We start from the raw sequence: 18,603 nt of genomic DNA, 5'->3' as shown, positions 1-18,603 counted from the left end.
AGGATACCCGCACTCAGCGTGCAGGCAGTTGCTCCCGGTAGCGTTGATAGGCGACCTCGTACGCGGCCTGCTGTGCCGGACGGGCCAGGGTTCGGGTGCTTTCGTCGAGGGCGACGCAGCGTTTGCACAGGGTTTCGAGGCTGTCGCCCTGGCCTAGTTGGCGACCGAGGCTCCAGGCGGCCTGGATCGCGGCGCCCAGGGCGGCGGCTTCGGTCTGTTGGGGGCACACCACTGGCAGACCGAGCAGGTCGGCCAGTGTCTGGCGCCACAGCGGGCTCTTCGCCGCGCCGCCGACCAGGCGGATTTCGCTGCCTTGGAGGCCGCTGGTACGCAGCAGGTCGAGCCCGTAACGCAGGCTGAAGCTGGTGCCTTCGAGCACGGCGCGGCAGAGGTTGGCGCGGCTCAGGTTGGCGCTGGTCATGCCGTGCAGGCTGGCGGTGGCTTCGGGCAACGCGGGCACGCGTTCGCCGTCGAAGAAGGGCAGCATCAGCAGGCCGTCGGCGCCGATCGGGGCTTGGGCGGCGAGGGCGGTGAAACGGTCGAGGTCGAGCTCCAGCAGGTCGCGCACCAAGGCGCAGGCGCTGGTGAGGTTCATGGTGCAGATCAACGGCAGCCAGCCGCCGCTGGAGGCGCAGAAGGTCGCCACTTCGCCCTGGGCACTGACGTGGGGCTGGTCGGCGTAGGCGGCCAGGGTGCCGGAGGTGCCGAGGCTCAGGGTGATCATGCCGGGGGCGATATTGCCGGTGCCGATGGCGCCGAGCATGTTGTCGCCGCCGCCCGTGGCCACCCAGGTCTGCGGGCTCAGGCCGAGGGCAATGGCGGCCTGTTCGCGCAGGGGGGCGATGCAATCGCCGGATTCGACCAGCTCAGGTAGCGCCGCCCAAAGACGCTCGCCTGGCTCGATGTGCTGAAGGACATCGGGCGCCCAGGTCCGTCGGCGCACATCGTAGTAGCCGGTGCCGGAGGCGTCGCCGGGTTCGGTGCAGGCGCGACCGGTCAGCCAGTAATTCAGGTAGTCGTGGGGTAGCAGGATATGGGCGAGGCGGGCGAACAGATCGGGATGATGGCGCTTGGTCCATAGCAACTTGGACAGGGTATAGCCTGGCGCGATCACCAGCCCGAGGCGTTCGAGCGAGCCTTGGGCATCGCCGAGGGCATCGAGCAGTGCCTGGTTCTCGGGCGCACTCTCGGTGTCGCACCAGAGCTTGGCCGGGCGCAGCACCTGGCCCTGGGCGTCGAGCATCACCAGGCCGTGTTGCTGGCCGGACACTGCCAATGCGTGGATCGCGTGGCCATCCACACCGGCTTCACGCAAGGCAGCGGCCACCGCCGCTCGCAAGGCATCTAGCCAGTCGGCGGGATCCTGCTCGCGCCGGCCGTCACGGCCCTGGGGCGGGGCGTGGGCGGCGCTGCCCAGGCCGAGCACCTGGCCGCTGCCAGCGTCCAGCACCAGGGCCTTGGTGCCCTGGGTGCCGCAGTCGATGCCGAGGAACAATCCGTCCATTTCGAAACACTCCGTGTCAGTCGCCGAGGACCTGGCGCAGGGTTTCACTCACGCCGACTTCGCGCAAGCTGTCGTACAGGCGCTCGAAGGCGCTGACGAAGGCCTTGGACGCGGGGATGGCGCTGCCGAAGATCGCCTCGTCGCCCAGCACCCGGGCGGCCAGGCCGTCGCGTTGCACCACCCGGGCCTGGCAATCGGCGGCGCGGGGGTCGGGGATGCTGTAGCGGTTGCCGTGCTCGTCTTCGCCGCGCAGGTACAGGGCCCAGGCGGCGACCACCAGGGCCACGCGCTCCAGCGGCTTGCCGTCGGCGATCAGGCGGTTGGCGGTGGGCACGATGAACTTGGGGAACTTCGACGAGCCGTCGGAGCACACGCGCTCCAGCTGGTCGGCGATGGCGCGGTTGGCGAAGCGTTCGCCGAGGCTTTGCTTGTAGCGCTCAAGATCGATGCCGGGCACCGGGGCCAGTTGTGGGGTTACGTCCTGGTCCATGAAGGTGCGCATGTAGCGGCGCAGCAGCGGGTCGGCGAGGGTTTCGTGGACGAAGCGGTAGCCTTGCAAAAAGCCCAGATAGGTGAGGGCCAGGTGGCTGCCGTTGAGCAGCTTGATCTTCATCTCTTCATAGGGGGTGACGTCGCGGGTGAACTGCACGCCGACTTTCTCCCAGGCCGGGCGGCCCGCGACGAAGGTGTCTTCCACCACCCATTGCAAAAACGGCTCGCACACCACCGGCCAGGCATCGTCGACGCCGTGGCGCTCGCGCAGTTGCTGGCGGTGGGCGGGGCTGGTCATCGGGGTGATGCGGTCGACCATGGCGTTGGGGAAGCTGACGTGGCTGGCGACCCAGTCGGCCAGGTCGGGGTCGAGGCGCTGGGCGAAGGCCAACAGGGCCTTGCGGGCGACGTCGCCGTTGTGCGGGAGGTTGTCGCATGACATCACGGTGAACGGCCCGGTGCCGGCTTCGCGGCGGCGGCGCAGGGCTTCGCAGAGGTAGCCGAAGACGCTTTGCGGGGATTGCGGGTTGGCCAGGTCGTGCTGGATCTGTGGCAGGTCGATGCGGAACTCGCCGGTGCTGTCGTCGATGCAGTAGCCGCCTTCGGTGATGGTCAGCGAGACGATGCGGATATTGGGTTCGGCCAGTTTGGCCAGCAGCGGTTCGGCGCCGTCCGCAGCCAGCAGCATGCCGTTGATGGCGGCGATCACGCGGACCTTGGTGTCGGGCTGGTCGCCCAGTTCGAACAGGGTGTAGAGGTGGTCCTGGCCGGCAAGGGCGTCGCGCATGGCGCGGTCTTCGCCGCGCAAGCCGATGCCGCAGATGGCCCAGTCGAGGCCTTCTCCGCCGTTCATCAGGGCGTCGGTGTAGGCGGCCTGGTGGGCGCGGTGGAAGCCGCCGACGCCGATGTGCACGATGCCCTGGCGCAGTTGGGCGCGGTCGTAGGAGGGGCGGGCGACGGTGGGCGGCAGTTGGCCGAGGTTGTGCTGGTTCAGTTTCATCCTGGAGTCCTTAGGCCGCTTGTTGCAGGCGTTTGTCGAGGGCCTGGCCGTTGCTGTCGAACAGGTGGCAATGGGCGGGATCGAAGGTCAGTTCCAGCGCCTCGCCAAAGGCTGGTGCGAAATCCCCGCGCACTCGCACGGTGAGCATTTCCCCGGAGGCGGCGCGCATATGGCAGTAACTGTCGCTGCCCAGTCGCTCGCTGACATCGGCGGTCACCTGCAGCGAGCCTTGGATACCTTGCCCGGCGCGGTCGATGTTCAGGTGCTCGGGGCGAATCCCCAGCGTCACCTGGCTACCGGTATGCAGTTCCCCCGCGCACAACGGCAGGGCGATGCGGGCGCCGCACTCAAGCGCCACCTCGCACTGGTTGCCCTGGTTGCGGCTCAGGTGCCCACGCAAAAAGCCCATCTTCGGTGTCCCCAGAAACCCTGCGACAAACAGGTTGGCCGGATGGTGGTACAGCTCCAGCGGCGAACCGACCTGCTCGATGCGCCCGCCGTTTAGCACCACCACCTTGTCGGCCAGGGTCATCGCCTCGACCTGGTCATGGGTCACGTAGATCATGGTCGCCGCCAGCTCCTGGTGCAGGCGTGCCAGTTCCAGGCGCATCTGCACGCGCAGGGCGGCGTCGAGGTTGGACAGCGGCTCGTCGAACAGGAAAATTTTCGGGTTGCGCACGATCGCCCGGCCGATCGCTACCCGCTGGCGCTGGCCGCCGGAGAGCTGGCGGGGCTTGCGTTCGAGCAGCGGTTGCAGCTCGAGGATGCGCGCGGCGTTGTCGACCTTGGCTGTCACCTCTTGCTTGCCGACGCCGGCCAGGTCCAGGGCGAACGACAGGTTCTTGCGCACGGTCATGTGCGGGTACAGGGCGTAGGTCTGGAACACCATGGCCAGGTCGCGCTTGGCCGGGGCGGTGTCGGTGATGTCGGTGCCGTCGAGGGTGATGCTGCCGCTGCTGACCTCCTCGAGGCCGGCGATCAGGCGCAGCAGGGTGGACTTGCCGCAGCCGGAGGGGCCGACGAACACCACGAACTCGCGGTCGCGCACGTCCAGGTCGATGCCCTTGATGATGGCGTGGCCATCGAAGCCTTTGTGCAGGTTGCGGATTTTCAGGTCAGCCATGGGGGGTGTCCTCGGCGAAAGTCGGGGTTGGATGCGGGAATGCCGGGACCGCTTCGCGGTCCTTTCGCGACGCAAGGCCGCTCCCACAGGCGTGCGCGATCCCCTGTGGGAGCGGCCTTGTGTCGCGATTGGGCTGCAAAGCAGCCCCTGATAGAGGAGTCATTTGACTGCCCCAAACGAAAGCCCACGCACCAGCTGCTTCTGGCTGATCCAGCCAAATATCAGGATCGGCGCGCAGGCCAGGGTCGAGACGGCCGAGAGCTTGGCCCAGAACAGCCCCTCAGGGCTCGAATAGGACGCCACCAACGCGGTCAGCGGCGCGGCGGCGGACGAGGTCAGGTTCAGCGACCAGAACGCCTCGTTCCAGCACAGGATCAGCGACAGCAGCAAGGTCGAGGCCAGCCCGCCGCGGGCGATCGGCAGCAGCACGCGGACGATCTCCTGCCAGGTGCCGGCGCCGTCCAGCCGCGCGGCTTCGAGGATGTCCACGGGGATGTCCTTGAAGTAGGTGTACACCATCCACACCACGATCGGCAGGTTGATCAGGGTGTAGACGATGATCAGCGCCAGGCGCGAATCGAGCAGGCCGAACTGCTTGGCCAGCAGGTAGATCGGCATCAACACGCCCACCGGCGGCAGCATCTTGGTCGACAGCATCCACAGCAGCGTGCGCTTGGTGTGGCGGGTCTCGAAGAAGGCCATCGAGTAGGCCGCAGGCACCGCGATCAGCATGCACAGCAGGGTCGCCGAGAACGAGATCAGCACCGAGTTCCAGGCGTAGGCGAAGTAGTCGCTGCGCTCGTTGATGTGCAGGTAGTTCTCCAGCGTCGGCGCAAAGAGGAACTGCGGCGGCGTGGCGAAGGCGTCCAGCTCGGTCTTGAAGCTGGTCAGCAGCATCCAGAAAATCGGGAAGAAGATCACCAGGGCGATGGCCCAGCACAGCAGGCCGAGCAGCGCGTTCTTCAGGGTGCGGGTTTGCTTGAGTGTCAGCATGGCGGGCTCCTCAGCTGCGCGCGGTGAGGTTCTTGCCGATCATGCGGACCAGCACGATGGCGGCGATATTGGCGATCAGCACGGCGATCAGGCCACCGGCCGAGGCCATGCCGACGTCGAACTGCAGCAGCGCCTGGTTGTAGATCAGGTAGGCGAGGTTGGTGGACTCGTATCCGGGGCCGCCGCTGGTGGTGGTGAAGATCTCGGCGAACACCGAGAGCAGGAAGATCGTCTCGATCATCACCACCACGGCGATCGGCCGGGCCAGGTGCGGCAGGGTCAGGTGCCAGAAGATCGCCAAGGGGCCTGCGCCATCCAGGCGCGCGGCTTCCTTCTGTTCCTGGTCCAGCGACTGCATGGCGGTCATCAGGATCAGGATGGCGAACGGCAGCCACTGCCACGACACGATCAGGATGATCGACAGCAGCGGGTAGTGCGCCAGCCAATCCACCGGCTGCGCGCCGAACAGGCGCCACACGGCGGCGAGGATGCCCGACACCGGGTGGAAGATCAGGTTCTTCCACAGCAGCGCGCTGACCGTGGGCATGATGAAGAACGGCGAGATCAGCAGCACCCGCACCACGCCGCGGCCCCAGAACTCGCCGGCCTCCAGCAGCGCGGCGACCAGCACGCCGAGCACCACGCTGATCGCCAGCACGCTGCCGACCAGGGTCAGGGTGTTGAGGGCGCCGGGCATGAAGCCGGCGTCGGTGACGAAGAAGGCGAAGTTCTCAATGCCCACGAACTGGTTTTCGCCGGGGTACAGCAGGTTGTAGCGGATCAGCGAGAAATACAGGGTCATGCCCAGGGGCACGATCATCCACAACAGCAGCAGCGCCACCGAAGGGCTGACCAGGAACCAGCCGGGGCCGACGCGGCGTTTGCCGGGGCGCGCGGTGGCGAGGCTCGGGGTGTCGAGGGCCGATGTGTTCATGGCGACTCCGTGTGCATCGGAAAGGGGCGGTCACCGCGCCGCAGGACGGCGCGGTCTACGGCGGTGCGAGCTACTTGGGGTAGCCGGCGCGCTTCATCTCGCGTTCAGTGGATTGCTGGGCCGAGGCCAGCACCTGGTCCACGTTCATCTGCCCGGTGAGCGCGGCGGAAAACAGCTTGCCGACCTGGGTACCGATGGCCTGGAACTCGGGGATGGTCACCAGCTGGATGCCCACATAAGGCACGGGCTTGAGGGTGGGGTGGTTGGGGTCGACGCGCTTGAGCGATTCCAGGGTCACCTTGGCGAACGGCGCGGCGGCCAGGTACGCGTCGCTGTAGGTCGAGGCGCGGGTGCCCGGTGGCACGTTGGCCACGCCTTCCTGCTCGGCCACCAGCTTGCCGTAGGCCTCGGAGGTGGCCCAGGTGCTGAAGGTTTTGGCGGCGTCCTTGGCCTTGGAGCTGGTGGGAATCGCCAGGGCCCAGGAATACAGCCAGGTGGCGCCCTTGTCGGTGACCTCCTTGGGCGCGAAGGTGAAGCCGACCTGGTCGGCGACCTTGCTCTGGCTCTTGTCGGTGACGAACGAGCCGGCGACGCTGGCGTCGACCCACATCGCGCACTTGCCGCTGTTGAACAACGCGAGGTTTTCGTTGAAGCCATTGCTGGAGGCGCCGGGCGGGCCGTACTGCTTGAGGGTGGTCACATAGAAGTTCAGCGCGTTCTTCCACTCGCTGCCACTGAATTCGGGTTTCCATTGCTCATCGAACCAGCGCGCGCCGAAGGCGTTGGCCACGGTGCCGATCAGCGCCATGTTCTCGCCCCAGCCGGCCTTGCCGCGCAGGCAGATGCCGTACTGGCCCTGGTCGGGGTGGTTGAGTTTGGCGGCGAACTCGCCGAGCTGGGTCCAAGTGGGTTGCTCGGGCATGCTCAGCCCGGCTTTCTCGAACAGGTCCTTGCGGTAGTAGGTGATCGAGGCTTCGGCGTAGAAGGGCAAGGCGTACAGCGTGCCGTTGGCCGACAGGCCGTTGCGCACCGAGGGGAACACATCGTCGAGGTGGTAGTCGGCGGGCAGGTCGGTCATCGGCGCCAGCCAGCCCTTGGCGCCCCATAGCGCGGCTTCGTACATGCCGATGGTCAGCACGTCGAACTGCCCGCCCTGGGTGGCGATGTCGGTAGTCAGGCGCTGGCGCAGCACGTTCTCTTCGAGCACCACCCACTTGAGCTGGATGTCCGGGTGCTGCTGTTCGAACACCTTGGCCAGGCGCTGCATGCGGATCATGTCGTTGTTGTTGACCGTGGCGATGGTCAGGGTCTCGGCGGCCTGGGTGTGCAGCGGCAGGCTGAGGCAGGCGGCGGCCAGGCAGGCCTTGATCGAGTCGTTCATCGGTGAACTCCATCGGGGATGACGTTATTGTTTTTGTGTCGCTCGCTGCCGATTACACCGTTGTGCGACGACGCCGACAAAGCCTCGCCTGCACCTTGACCGATACTTTTTTGCTGTGCCGGGATTAGGTATTTCCCTGTGGGAGCGGCCTTGTGTCGCGAAAGGGGCGCGCAGCGGCCCCAGGGTTTCAGCGTTAACGCATGAATCGCCGGGGCCGCTGTGCGGCCCTTTCGCGACACAAGGCCGCTCCCACAGGGATTGCGTACGACCTCGGCACATCGCCCCGATTCAGGCCCGGTTCTGCTCGGTAAGGCGCTGGGTCACCAGGCTGCGGTAGTCGGACGGGGTCATGCCCTTGAGCTGCAAGAAGCGCCGGTTGAAGTTCGACAGGTTGCTGAACCCCGACTCGAAGCACACCTCGGTCACCGGCAGCTCGCCCTTGGCCAGCAGCTCGCACGACTTGCTCACCCGCAGCCGGTTGACGAACTCGACGAAGCCGCGCCCGGCGGCCTGCTTGAAGAACCGCGAGAAGTAGGTCGGCGTCATCCCCAGGTGTTCGGCCACCTCGTTCTGGCTCAGGTCCTGGGCGTAGTGCTGGAAGATGTAGTCCACCGCCCGGTTGATGCGCTCGACGTTGTGCTCGTCGGCCAGTTGCGAGGAGGTGACGGTGGACAGCAGTTGGTAGTCCTCACAGGCGGCCAGCTGTTCCATGAGGATAAAAAAGTATCCCAGGCGGGTCATGCCGCAGCTATCGGCGATGCGTTGCAGCAGGTGACGGCTATCGCGGATCAGCGCCGGGTCGCGGAACTCGATGCCGTAGCGCGCTCGTGCCAGCAGCGGGGCGAGCTGGGTGAGCTCGGAGAACACCTGGCTGCCGCCTTCAAGCACCTCGTCGGTGAAGTTCACCAGCATGTCGCGCTTGGCCACCACTTCGTCGGGGCCGACCTGGCTGATCCAGTTGTGCGGCAGGTTGGGGCCGGTGAGGAACAGCGTGTCGGGGGCGAAGTTGCCGATGTAGTCGCCGATGAACACCTTGCCTGCACTGGCAACGATCAGGTGCAGCTCGTATTCCTTGTGGAAATGCCAGCGCACCAGCGGGCTGGGGAAGCCGTGCTGACGGTAGATCAGCGAGGCGCCTTCATGGTCGTCCATCAACTCGTAGGATGGGTCGGTGACTTTGCTGGTTCTGGGCATGGCGGTGGCTGGGCCTGGCGGGGCGAGGTGTCATCGTAGCCTGAAGTGCTGGAGCAGGGCAGATGCTTTGCAGCCAAGGCATCCCTGGTGCCACCCGATGCAGGTCAATGCGGCCTTCGTGGGCGCGGCGATGCGACTTGTCTCGCGGTGGACAACCTATGCGGAGAATATTTCAGGTCCTGCAGCCTTTGTTTCGTTGTTTATGTAGGCCTTTTCCTAAAGATGCCTTTTCCTGCCGGTAGCCCGTTGTAGCGCATTGGCGATCGCTTTAGTCTCGGCCTGCTCGTCGCGCTTCACCCGTCGGAACAGGCCGCACCACTGGGCAGCTTACTGCGCACGGATCGCGCAGTCAGGTATGGCGGTTCCGGAGGATGAAGCGCGACGGGCTCTTTCTTTTTCCAGGGGGCAAGGTCATGGACAAGGACGAACACGCAAAGGGCACCACAGACTTGAAGATCGTCAGCCTGGTCGGCCGCACCAAGCAGTTCTCGGTGCGCGACTGGGTGCAGGCGATCCCGGGGTTGCCGACCGAGGACGTGCTGCAGGAAACAACAATCATCCTGGGCTGTATCACATCGCTGACGTACCAGGCGTTGAGCCAGCCGAAAGAGGCACAGACGCTGATGCGGGCGACGTACTACCTCAGTGGCATGGCCAAGGCGATGATCGATGGGCAGTTGCCGGCCAAGTGTGAGCAAGGCGACAGTTGAACGTCGGCGTAACGGCAAGGGCCGCTTTCGAGCAAACGAAAGCGGCTTTTTCATCTGGAGGAAGTACGTGGGCGTGGCACCAGCAAGGCTGATGCCTGACACCACTGCTCCGTAGCTTTAACTCACCCCGGCCAACCGTTTGATCTGCTCGGCAAAGTCCTTCTCGGCAATCTTCACCTCCACCAGCACCGGCCGATCCTCCACCATCAGCACCTGCGCCAGCAACCGTTCCAACTGGTCCACCGTCTCCACCCGATACCCCAGTGCGCCATACCCGCTCGCCAGCGCCGTATAGTCCAGCGCGGGCAGGGTATCGAACGGCGCAAACTCACCTTCGGGCGTGAACGCGTCAGGGTCGACGAAGGCTTGCTCGATCGCATACACCTGGTTGCTCATCACGAACACCAAGGCATTGACCTTGTTGCGCGCCAACGCCGCCAGTGACTGGCTGACCATCATGAACCCGCCGTCGCCGGCCACCACCACCGGGCGCCGGCCGCTGCCCAGCGCCACGCCCAGGGCGCAACCGGTCTCGTGGCCGAGCGAGCCCCAGATGGCGTCGGAGATGAAGCTGCCACGGGGCATGCCGTTGATGTTGCTGGCCACATACAGCGACGAGCTCTCGCCGAGGATCAGCGTGCTGGTCTGCCACAGGCGGTGCTCCTGGGCGAAGTTCACCAGGCTGTCGAAGAAGCTTGCGTAGCTCAGCGCGCAGGGCACCGCGCCGCTGCCCAGCAGTGGGCGCGAGGCGGCCAGTGCCGCGCTCGGGCGCGGGAACTGGGCGTCCACCTCCAGGGCCTTGAGCAGGGCATCGACGTAGTCGGGCAGACGCACGTTGGGGTAGTAGTCGGCGCCGGCGCGGGCCAGTTCGCAGTTCACCTGGACGATCTGGCCGTAGCGGGCCTTGAGCAGGTCCAGGTAGTCGTCGGTGAAGATCACGCCGATGGCCAGGATGCAGTCGCAGGCATCCACCCGGGCCGAGGTTTCCGGGCGCGAGGCGGGGCCGGCGTAGGTGCCGATGAACGGCGCCTGGCTCTCGTCGAGCGCGGTCTTGGCGTCGAGGGTGGTGGAAAAGGGCAGGCCGCAACTGTCGATCAGGCGCTGCACGGCGTCCTGCAGGCCGTAGCGGATGATCTCCACGCCCAGCAGCACCAGGGGCTGGCGCGCCTTCGCCAGGCGTTGCACGCTGGCTTCGACCAGGCTTTGCAGGGCCTGGGGATTGGACGGGCGCGGGGCCGGGGTCAGCTGGCCATGGGGGCGGCTGACCTCGGCGCCCCAGATGTCCTGGTAGGCCTCCAGGTAGATGGGCTGGCGGTGGGTGAGGGCGGCGATCAGCGCGTTGTCGATCTGCCACGGCGCGCGGTGCGGGTCGGACAGGATCTCGCAGGCCACGGTCACTTGCTCCAGCACGTTGCGGTCGGCCTCGAAGTTGCCGATGGAGTGGTGGAACAGCACGTTCTGGGCATTGGCCTTGAGGCGGTCGCTGGTCGAGGGGCTGGCGGAAATCACCACCACCGGGTTGCGCTCCACATAAGCGCCGGCGATGGCGTTCACCGCGCTGAAGGTGCCCACGCCGTACTGCAGCGACACCGCGCCCAGGCCGTGCACCCGGGCGTAGCCGTCGGCGCTGTAGGCGGCGCCCATCTCGTAGATCTCGCCCACGGCTTCGATGCCCTCGAAGGCATCCAGCGCGCTCATGAACTTCGAGCAGTAGTCCCCCGGAACCTGGAACACCTTGTCCAGGCCCAGTTCCTTGAGGCGGGTCAGCAGGTAATCGGCAACGGTGAAGGCGCTCATGGCTTGATCCCCGCGCAGATGTTCTGGGTGATGCCTTCAAGCACTTGCGAGGGATGCGTGGGCATCGGCGGCGTGGCGTAGTCGATCTCTTCCGGCGCTGGGGTCGGCAGCAACTGATAACTGGCGGGGAGCCAGTCAGGACGGGGCAGCTCGAAAAACTCCTGCAGCGCGGACTCGGCGGTGGTCAGCGCGCCTTCGACCCAGCCCTGACCGTAGGAGTAGGCCTCGCCGACGATGAACACCTGCTGGTCCTGCACCGGATGGCGCATCTTCTGGATGATCAGGTCCAGGCGATAGTTGGCCTTCCATTCGTGCCAGCCGCCGCCGTACGGGTCGGCGTCCCAGGCGTGGTACACCGCCGAATAGGGGGCCGGCAGCTCGATCTGGGCGTGCAGCTGAGTGACCTGGCGCTGGGCGATGCGCACCATCTCGTCGCTGATCTGGAACTGCGTGCGCGGCACCACGGCGTCGCTGGCGATGCGGCCTTCGAGGCTGCGCGGGGTGTAGCCGACGAACTCGGGGCCGTCTTCCAGGCCTTTCCAGAACGGCACGGTGCCGATGTCGTTGTAGGAGGCCATCAGCAGCGAGTTGTAGGTCTGTTCACCGCCAGGCTGCTCGCACTCGGTGCCCATGTAGTAGCACTGGCGGATCGGCAGGTCGGTGACCGAGCGTCCGGCCACCAGGCCCAGGTTGCGCCACCAGGGTTGCTCGTAGGCGAGGAACAGCTTGAACGCCGACTGCACCAGCACCGAACCGAGGTTGTCCTTGAGCCACGGGTCGTCGAACAGCGGCGAGTCGATCAGCTCCAGCGAACGGCGCGGCAGGGCGAGGATCACCTGGCGGGCGTGGATGATGTCCTCGCCTTCGAGGTCGTGGGTCTTGCCGTTGACGGTCTCGGTGTGGCGCAGGTGCAGGCGGTAGGGGTACTCGGTGTCGTCGCTGTAGCTCAGGGCGGCCAGGCGGCGGTTCATCTGGATGCGCTGGTCGGCGGGCACCAGGCCGCCGGTCTGTTCGGTGAAGCGCCGGGCGAGGGTCAGCGGCAGGCTCTGGAAGCCATCCTTGAGCGTGCGGAACACGGTGGCGTCGCTGTATTCGGTGGCCGGCAGTTGGGTCACGGCGCTGGCGTTGGCGACGTTGGCCTCGTAGCCGCCGGCGTCCTTCATGAACTGGTAGCCCTCGTTGCTCAGCACGCGGTAGAGCAGGTCCCAGAAGCCGTAGCGCCAGATCGGCTTGCCGAACACCTGCACTTGCATCTGCTCGGCCAGGCTCAGCTTGTCGAAGCCGGGGTAGAGGCTGTTCATCACGTTGACCTGGAGGTCTTCGGGGTTGTAGCCGCGCTCGGTCCAGCCGAGGTCGTAGGGGATCTTGTGCGGCGCTTCGATGAAGTCGCGGAACCGGAAGCGCTGGCCGCGCAGGTAGAACAGGTTGTCCTTGGCGCCAATGGGCGCGTCCTTGGGCAGCTCGTTGCCCATGGGGAAGTCCTGGCTCGGCAGGCCCAGGTGTTGCACCAGCGTGTCGACCATCACATGGCCATCGGCGCCGGGCATGTAGCGCATGCCCCCGACTTCGGCGACCACGTTGGGCAGGCCGGGCAGCTTGACGCTGAACAGCCTCCCGCCGATGCGATCGCCATATTCGAACAACTGGATACGCTGGCTGTCGCCATGGGCCTGTTGCAGGCGCCAGGCGCTGTAGGTACCGGAGACACCGCCGCCGATGATGGCGACGTCCAAGGGTTGGGGCTGGCTCATCGCAAATTCCCTTTTGTTGTTGTGGGCAAGGAATCCATGTGAAGAGCCAGTATTGTCGAGGTTTGCTGGAATGCCAGTTTGCCATCATCGATTGTTGGGGACGGTCCTGGGGGAGGGGTCTTCGTAGGAATGGGTAGTCTCGGCAAGGCCGCTCCCACAGGGGCAGGCGTCAATTTTGAACGCCCGGCAAGAGCATTGCTCTCAGTCGGTTCGCAGGCGCCGCAAGACCGTCGCCAAGGCGACCGTCAGCGCTACGGCTACGCCCATCGCCAGGCTGATGGTCACGGCAACCCCCAGCCGCTCCAGCAACCCCGCCATCGCCAGGTAGAACGCGATCACCCCCACCGCGCCAATCGCATTGCCCCGCACCATCGCCGCCATCCCGGCTCGGCCGCCCTGCACATGGGCGAATACCACCAGCGGCCAGGCAATCACCGGAATCGGCGCCAGCATGCCGCTGGTGGCCGGGCCCAGCCAGCTGGCCAGGCTGGTGGTGACCATCAGCAGCGAGGTGGCGGACACCATGCGCAGCGGAATCTCCCAATATCGGTGTCGGGGGCGGGCAAGGGTGTTGGGCCTGGGCTCGCGGCCACTGGCGCGGATCAGCACGCCGATCAGCAGCAGCGCCACGGCCACCGACAGGTACAGCCCACCCCAGTGGGTGAAGGCATAGGCCGCCAGGCCATAGAACAGGATCGACAGCGCGACGGCCGGTGCGGTACCGAGTCTGCGCGTGACGAACAGGTAGAAGGTGTAGGTGGCCTGCACGGCCGCCAGCCCACCCAGTGCGCCGGGCACCGCGCCCAGGGCGAAGCCCGTGCCTTGCTCCAGGCACAGGAAGGTCATCACCAGGGCCGAGGTGATCGGCAGCCCGGACAGCAGCCCGCCAAGCAGGCCACCCCAGCGCCGCGAGGCGAGGGAGATGGCCCACATCAGCAGCGGGGTGACGACGAGTTTCAGGTAGAAAAGGGTCATTGCGCGGGGTTCCGGTTCTGCAAGGGGGCGCCCGCCGTCGGCATTGGGTGGGGCGCAGGTGAATCAGCCTCGGCTGGCCTCCAGTGCCTGGGCGAGGTCGGCGATGATGTCGTCGCTGTGCTCGATGCCGATCGACAGGCGCACCATGTCGCGCGGCACGCCGGCTTTTTCCAGCTCTTCGTCGTTGAGCTGGCGATGGGTGGTGGAGGCGGGGTGGCAGGCCAGCGACTTGGCGTCGCCGATGTTGACCAGGCGCACCACCAGTTGCAGCGCATCGATGAAGCGCGCCCCGGCGGCCTGGCCGCCCTTGATGCCGAACGACAGGATCGATGCCGGCTTGCCGCCGGTGTAGCGCCGGGCCAGTTCGTGCTCGGGGTGGTCCGGCAGGCCTGCGTACTTCACCCAGGCTACCTGGTCGTGCTCCTGCAGGTAGCGGGCGACCTTGAGCGCGTTCTCGGTATGGCGCTCCATGCGCAGGGCCAGGGTCTCCAGGCCTTGCAGGATCAGGAAAGCATTGAACGGCGACAACGCGGCGCCAGTGTTGCGCAGCGGCACCACGCGGCAGCGACCAATGAAGGCGGCGGGGCCGAAGGCTTCGGTGTAGGTGACGCCGTGGTAGGACGGGTCGGGGGTATTGAGCAGGGCGAAACGCTGCTTGTGCTCGGCCCAAGGGAATTTGCCCGAGTCGATGACGATGCCGCCGATGCTGGTGCCGTGGCCGCCGATGTACTTGGTCAGCGAGTGCACCACGATATCGGCGCCGTGCTCGAACGGGCGGCAGAGGATCGGCGTGGCCACGGTGTTGTCGACGATCAGCGGCACGCCATGGCGATGGGCTGCCTCGGCCAGCGCGGCGATATCGACGATGTTGCCGGCGGGGTTGCCGATCGACTCGCAGAACACCGCCTTGGTGCGTTCGTCGATCAGCGCCTCGAGGGCGGCGATGTCGTCGTGGGCGGCGAAGCGGGTGGTGATGCCCATGCGCGGCAGGGTGTGGGCCAGCAGGTTGTAGGTGCCACCGTACAGCTTGGCCACCGAGACGATGTTGTCGCCGGCCTCGGCGACGGTCTGGATGGCGTAGGTGATGGCGGCCATGCCCGAGGCCACGGCCAGCGCGCCGACACCGCCCTCAAGGGCGGCCATGCGCTGCTCGAGCACGTCGTTGGTGGGGTTCATGATGCGCGAGTAGATGTTGCCCGCGACCTTGAGGTCGAACAGGTCGGCGCCGTGCTGGGTGTCGTCGAAGGCGAACGAGGTGGTCTGGTAGATCGGCACGGCCACTGCCTTGGTGGTCGGGTCGGGGCTGAAGCCCGCGTGGATGGCGAGTGTTTCCAGCTTCATGCGGTCGTTCCTTGAGCGTGGGGGTGGAAGCGTTCGAGCATGGAGCGGGCCGCAGGTGCGGGTCAAGTGTCACACGGGCGGTGCGGCCAGGCCCGGCATCGGTCGGGCCTGGTTCGCGCGGCTGCTCAGGCAGAGGTCGTGCTGTCGAGCGGCAGCAGGGATCGTTTCGGCAACAACGTCATGATCTGTTCGAACTGTCGGCGCTTGCTCCAGTCATCGTAGTCACCGATGACGTACAGCCGCTCCCTGGCGCGGGTGACTGCAACGTTGAGCAGATTCGGGGTTTCCACCGCCCAATCTCGCGCACCTTGGCTGTCGGCGCTTCCGCCCAGCAGCAGTACGATGATCTGCGCTTCCTTGCCTTGCATGGTATGAATGGTCCCGTAGACGATCTGGGCGGGCAAGAATGTCGAGAGTTTGCTCCGTACGTCTTGAAACGGCGTAATGACCGTGATCGCGTCCTTTGGCACACCATCGGCCTCAAGGCGTTCCAGCAGACGTTTGAGCATGATGCCTTCCTGACGGACCCAGTTGCCTGACGAAGGACCGGGAGCATGCAGCCAGCCGGAGGGAAGGCTGGCCTTGGTAGCTTTCGCGGGTTCCGGCGTGCCCGTGCCATAGACCATAGCGCCGGCATAAGCGATACGGTTTGCCATCTCGAACATTGGACGGTCGCAGCGGCGATGGACCACCAGTGGTAGGCCTACCCAGGTCTGCGCCTCCTTTGGGCCCAGCATCTTGCCCCATCGCGTGGCGAGGTCGGCAAGGGACTGGGCGGACTGGCGATTGCAGATCCAGTGCGGATCGACCTGGTAGTGGTTTCGCATGTGCTCAAGCACCGCATCGCATACCGGCACGATGGGCGGCAATTGCAGCGGATCGCCGACCAGCACGGCGCGGCGTGCACGCCATAGGGCGCCTACGGCAGCCTGTGGCGTGGCCTGGCCGGCCTCGTCCACCAGCAGCCAGCCAATTTCTTCACAGCCAAAGCTGCCGAACGATCGGGCGAACGAGGCGAAGGTACTGCTCAGGACCGGAACCACCATGAACAGTGATGCCCAGATCGACCGGCTCAGGTCTTGGGAAATGCCCAGATACTGGCTGCCTGTCAGTTGTCGGGTGATGCAGTAGAGGTTGGCGCTCAAGCGCTTCGCCTCGATCTGGAACAGGGTCTTGTGCAGGCCGAGTGCCTCGATGAACACCCGTGCCCGTGCCTGGCGCCAGCCTTTCAATTGCCAGGGCTCGAGTTTCTCAATGGCCTCCCCACGGCCAATATCCCCCTGCGTCAGCCAGGGCAGCAGATGCTCGGCTCCCCCCACGACGGCAAGTTGCCGAGCTGTTTCGACGTCGGTGTGCAGTGCAGCCTCTGCAAGCCCAAGCTGCTGCTTGACGGCTTCGAGCTGCAGTTGATGCATCTGTAGCTGCTCGGAAAGGCGCGCATCCTGTTTCATGGCGGTGGCGTAACTGTCGCTGCAAAGCTGGTGGCGTTGCTGCAGATAGGTACGTTGCGCACGCCATGTGCGGCCCGCCCCCCCGAGGGTGACGAGATTGCGCCATATGCCGGGCCGTTGGCCGACGTGGCTGTCCAGGGCATCCAGCGCATTTCTCAGTTGGTTCCGGGCTGGCAGCAGATTCGCGTTCTCGTGGTCTAGCTGGCCAGCCTTGAGTCGCTCATGGGCGCGCCAGTGAGCGTCATGCTCAGCCTGTTGAAAGGTCAGCGCCGTTCGACTTTCACGAACGGCATCGATTCGTTGATTGATCGCCGCGATTTGCTCACACAGCGCGTCGGCTGCTTCCTTGCTGGCGGTGTAGCGACGTTTTGCCGCTTTCCAGCGTGCCTGGCGTTCGCTCTCGGGGATGCTGTTGGCCGGGTTGCTCAGCCAGCCGATGAACCCCCGAGGACCGGTCGGCTTGTCGGATACGTCGATATCCGCGGTGTAGCTGTCTTCGTGCTCAGCGAGCACGTCGGCGGTCTGCAGGTCGTTTGCGGCTTCGCTCGTTCGTGCCTTTTTCTTCTTGGGGGGGGCTTCACCGTAGAAAAACTGGCTGACGAACTGCTTGCGCTTGGTCTTGCTGCCCAGTGCCGCAGAGATCAATCCCCAGGCCGGCTGGTCGATCAGCAACGTGGCGATGTCAGCGAAATAATCGATTTCGCCAAGCCAGGAGGGGTCGACCTTTCCGGCCTGCGGCAGCTCCAGCGTGATGTTTTCCACCGCGCCATTATTGCTCGAGGCTACCACCACTTCGAAACCGAACAGCTCGGGGTTCAGGCGGTAGCCTTTCTGCGGCCGCCCGCCGTCGTTGAGCTCCTCGCAGCCATTGTTGAGAAAGGCCTGGGAAGCCCTGTCGAACGAGGCGAGCACATCGGCTCTGCGGGTCACCACGGCCGCGATCAGGTCGCGCAACAGCGTGGTCTTGCCTGTTCCTGGTGGGCCGTTGACCCCCATGACTCCAGCACTTTCACCGAGTTCGGCCAACAGGCTGTTGACTGCCAGCTGTTGCGAGTGCACCAGGCCAAGATGCTTATCGCTCGGCCAGCAGCCCGGCGCATGGCGATGGGGATAGAGACGCTCGATGATCGGCAGCGAGGCATGCGGCTGGTCCAGGTGCAGCCGTTGGCCTGGGGCATGTTCACGCAGGTACTGGGTGAGCGCGGTACTGGACACGCCGCGATCCAGCGCCGATGCGACATGAGTGAGGTCATCGAGCAGGAAGCTGTTGAGTGGATCGTCCTGAGGTGCAGGCTTTTCTGGATCGATCGGGGTGGAGCGCACCCTGTGGCGGTGAGCGGCATCGCCGAAGAATGCCTCCAGCCCCAACGCTTGAACAATCGCCAGGGTCAGTTCATGCAACGCATCGCTGGTGACGACGGTGCCAAGCAGCTGACAGGCCAGTTGGCGGGCGTCGTCCTGCGCGCTGGCGAAGCCATGCTCCCAATTCCGCTCGGCAAGCACGCAACCAAGAAACCAGGCTTCGCTGGACAGCACCAGGCTGTCCGGTACCAGCATGCCTTCGGCGCTGAAGCGCAGGGCGAACAGGGCCGTTTCCCGCGACTGTGGCTCGCTGTAGCCCTGGTCGGCGCCAAACCGCTCCCCCAGGGCGGTAGTCACCGCCAGGCTGTCGTAAAGGTGGGCGAACAGGCTGTGGCTCCATACGCGTTTTTCCGGCAGTTTCTGCTTGCCCACCAGGCTGCCGGGCATCCAAGGCAGCGGGTCGTCCTGGCTGCGGATGTCGTGAAAGAACGGCAGATAGATGTCGTCCTCGTCACGGATGTTCAGTTTGGGGACGGGTTGAGGTTGCAACAATTCGATGGCGTGCCAGTAGCGCACGATGTTTGACGGGTTCATCGACATCCTTGAAAACGGGGCCTGGGGATCCGGGCGGTCGCTCTAGGCAAAAATGCGGCAT

Annotated in this window: 13 protein-coding genes; 1 reads left to right on the top strand and 12 read right to left on the bottom strand. The window is 65.6% G+C overall.

Annotation, left to right across the window (positions count from 1 at the left end; genetic code table 11):
* Positions 1–13: 13 nt before the first annotated feature.
* The 7 genes from xylB to K5H97_RS16615 form a co-directional block, all read right to left on the bottom strand.
* Complete coding sequence (gene xylB, locus K5H97_RS16645; protein ID WP_028692027.1) at positions 14–1,504, bottom strand: xylulokinase; 1,491 nt, start codon at positions 1,502–1,504, stop codon at positions 14–16.
* 16 nt (positions 1,505–1,520) lie between these two features.
* A complete protein-coding gene (locus tag K5H97_RS16640) occupies positions 1,521–2,996 on the bottom strand; it encodes a mannitol dehydrogenase family protein (protein WP_028692026.1) in 1,476 nt (491 codons plus the stop codon).
* A 10-nt stretch (positions 2,997–3,006) separates the two neighbouring features.
* The gene (locus tag K5H97_RS16635; protein WP_028692025.1) at positions 3,007–4,119 is read right to left on the bottom strand and encodes an ABC transporter ATP-binding protein; all 1,113 of its coding nucleotides are present in this window, start codon (positions 4,117–4,119) and stop codon (positions 3,007–3,009) included.
* Positions 4,120–4,278: 159 nt separating this feature from the next.
* Entirely contained in the window at positions 4,279–5,112 is an 834-nt protein-coding gene (locus tag K5H97_RS16630; RefSeq protein WP_028692024.1) for a carbohydrate ABC transporter permease, read from the bottom strand.
* A 10-nt stretch (positions 5,113–5,122) separates the two neighbouring features.
* Positions 5,123–6,046 (bottom strand): carbohydrate ABC transporter permease, encoded by a 924-nt coding sequence (locus tag K5H97_RS16625; protein WP_028692023.1) that lies wholly within the window; start codon positions 6,044–6,046, stop codon positions 5,123–5,125.
* Between the two features lie 70 nt (positions 6,047–6,116).
* A complete protein-coding gene (locus K5H97_RS16620) occupies positions 6,117–7,427 on the bottom strand; it encodes an ABC transporter substrate-binding protein (protein WP_028692022.1) in 1,311 nt (436 codons plus the stop codon).
* Between the two features lie 288 nt (positions 7,428–7,715).
* Positions 7,716–8,621 (bottom strand): AraC family transcriptional regulator, encoded by a 906-nt coding sequence (locus K5H97_RS16615; RefSeq protein WP_028692021.1) that lies wholly within the window; start codon positions 8,619–8,621, stop codon positions 7,716–7,718.
* Between the two features lie 413 nt (positions 8,622–9,034).
* Between K5H97_RS16615 and K5H97_RS16610 the strand changes: the two genes are divergently transcribed.
* Entirely contained in the window at positions 9,035–9,331 is a 297-nt protein-coding gene (locus K5H97_RS16610; RefSeq protein ID WP_028692020.1) for a DUF3077 domain-containing protein, read from the top strand.
* Between the two features lie 117 nt (positions 9,332–9,448).
* On the opposite strand, the gene K5H97_RS16605 is transcribed toward K5H97_RS16610, so the two are convergent.
* The 5 genes from K5H97_RS16605 to K5H97_RS16585 form a co-directional block, all read right to left on the bottom strand.
* On the bottom strand, positions 9,449–11,128 hold the full coding sequence (locus K5H97_RS16605; protein ID WP_028692019.1) for an alpha-keto acid decarboxylase family protein: 1,680 nt from the start codon (positions 11,126–11,128) through the stop codon (positions 9,449–9,451).
* Positions 11,125–12,879 carry a flavin monoamine oxidase family protein gene (locus K5H97_RS16600; RefSeq protein ID WP_081791616.1) on the bottom strand — a complete coding sequence of 585 codons (1,755 nt, stop codon included), beginning with the start codon at positions 12,877–12,879 and terminating at the stop codon, positions 11,125–11,127. Before K5H97_RS16600 ends, K5H97_RS16605 begins: the two co-directional genes overlap by 4 nt.
* A gap of 201 nt (positions 12,880–13,080) precedes the next feature.
* The gene (locus tag K5H97_RS16595; RefSeq protein ID WP_028692018.1) at positions 13,081–13,854 is read right to left on the bottom strand and encodes a hypothetical protein; all 774 of its coding nucleotides are present in this window, start codon (positions 13,852–13,854) and stop codon (positions 13,081–13,083) included.
* Positions 13,855–13,917: 63 nt separating this feature from the next.
* Entirely contained in the window at positions 13,918–15,195 is a 1,278-nt protein-coding gene (locus K5H97_RS16590; protein ID WP_028692017.1) for a bifunctional O-acetylhomoserine aminocarboxypropyltransferase/cysteine synthase, read from the bottom strand.
* A gap of 125 nt (positions 15,196–15,320) precedes the next feature.
* Positions 15,321–18,548, bottom strand: coding sequence for an AAA domain-containing protein (locus tag K5H97_RS16585; protein WP_315902436.1), 3,228 nt, complete (start codon positions 18,546–18,548; stop codon positions 15,321–15,323).
* Between the last annotated feature and the right edge of the window lie 55 nt (positions 18,549–18,603).

This window comes from Pseudomonas mosselii, assembly GCF_019823065.1.
GTDB classification, from domain to species: Bacteria; Pseudomonadota; Gammaproteobacteria; order Pseudomonadales; family Pseudomonadaceae; genus Aquipseudomonas; species Aquipseudomonas mosselii.
This window is presented reverse-complemented; position numbering and strand designations above follow the sequence as displayed.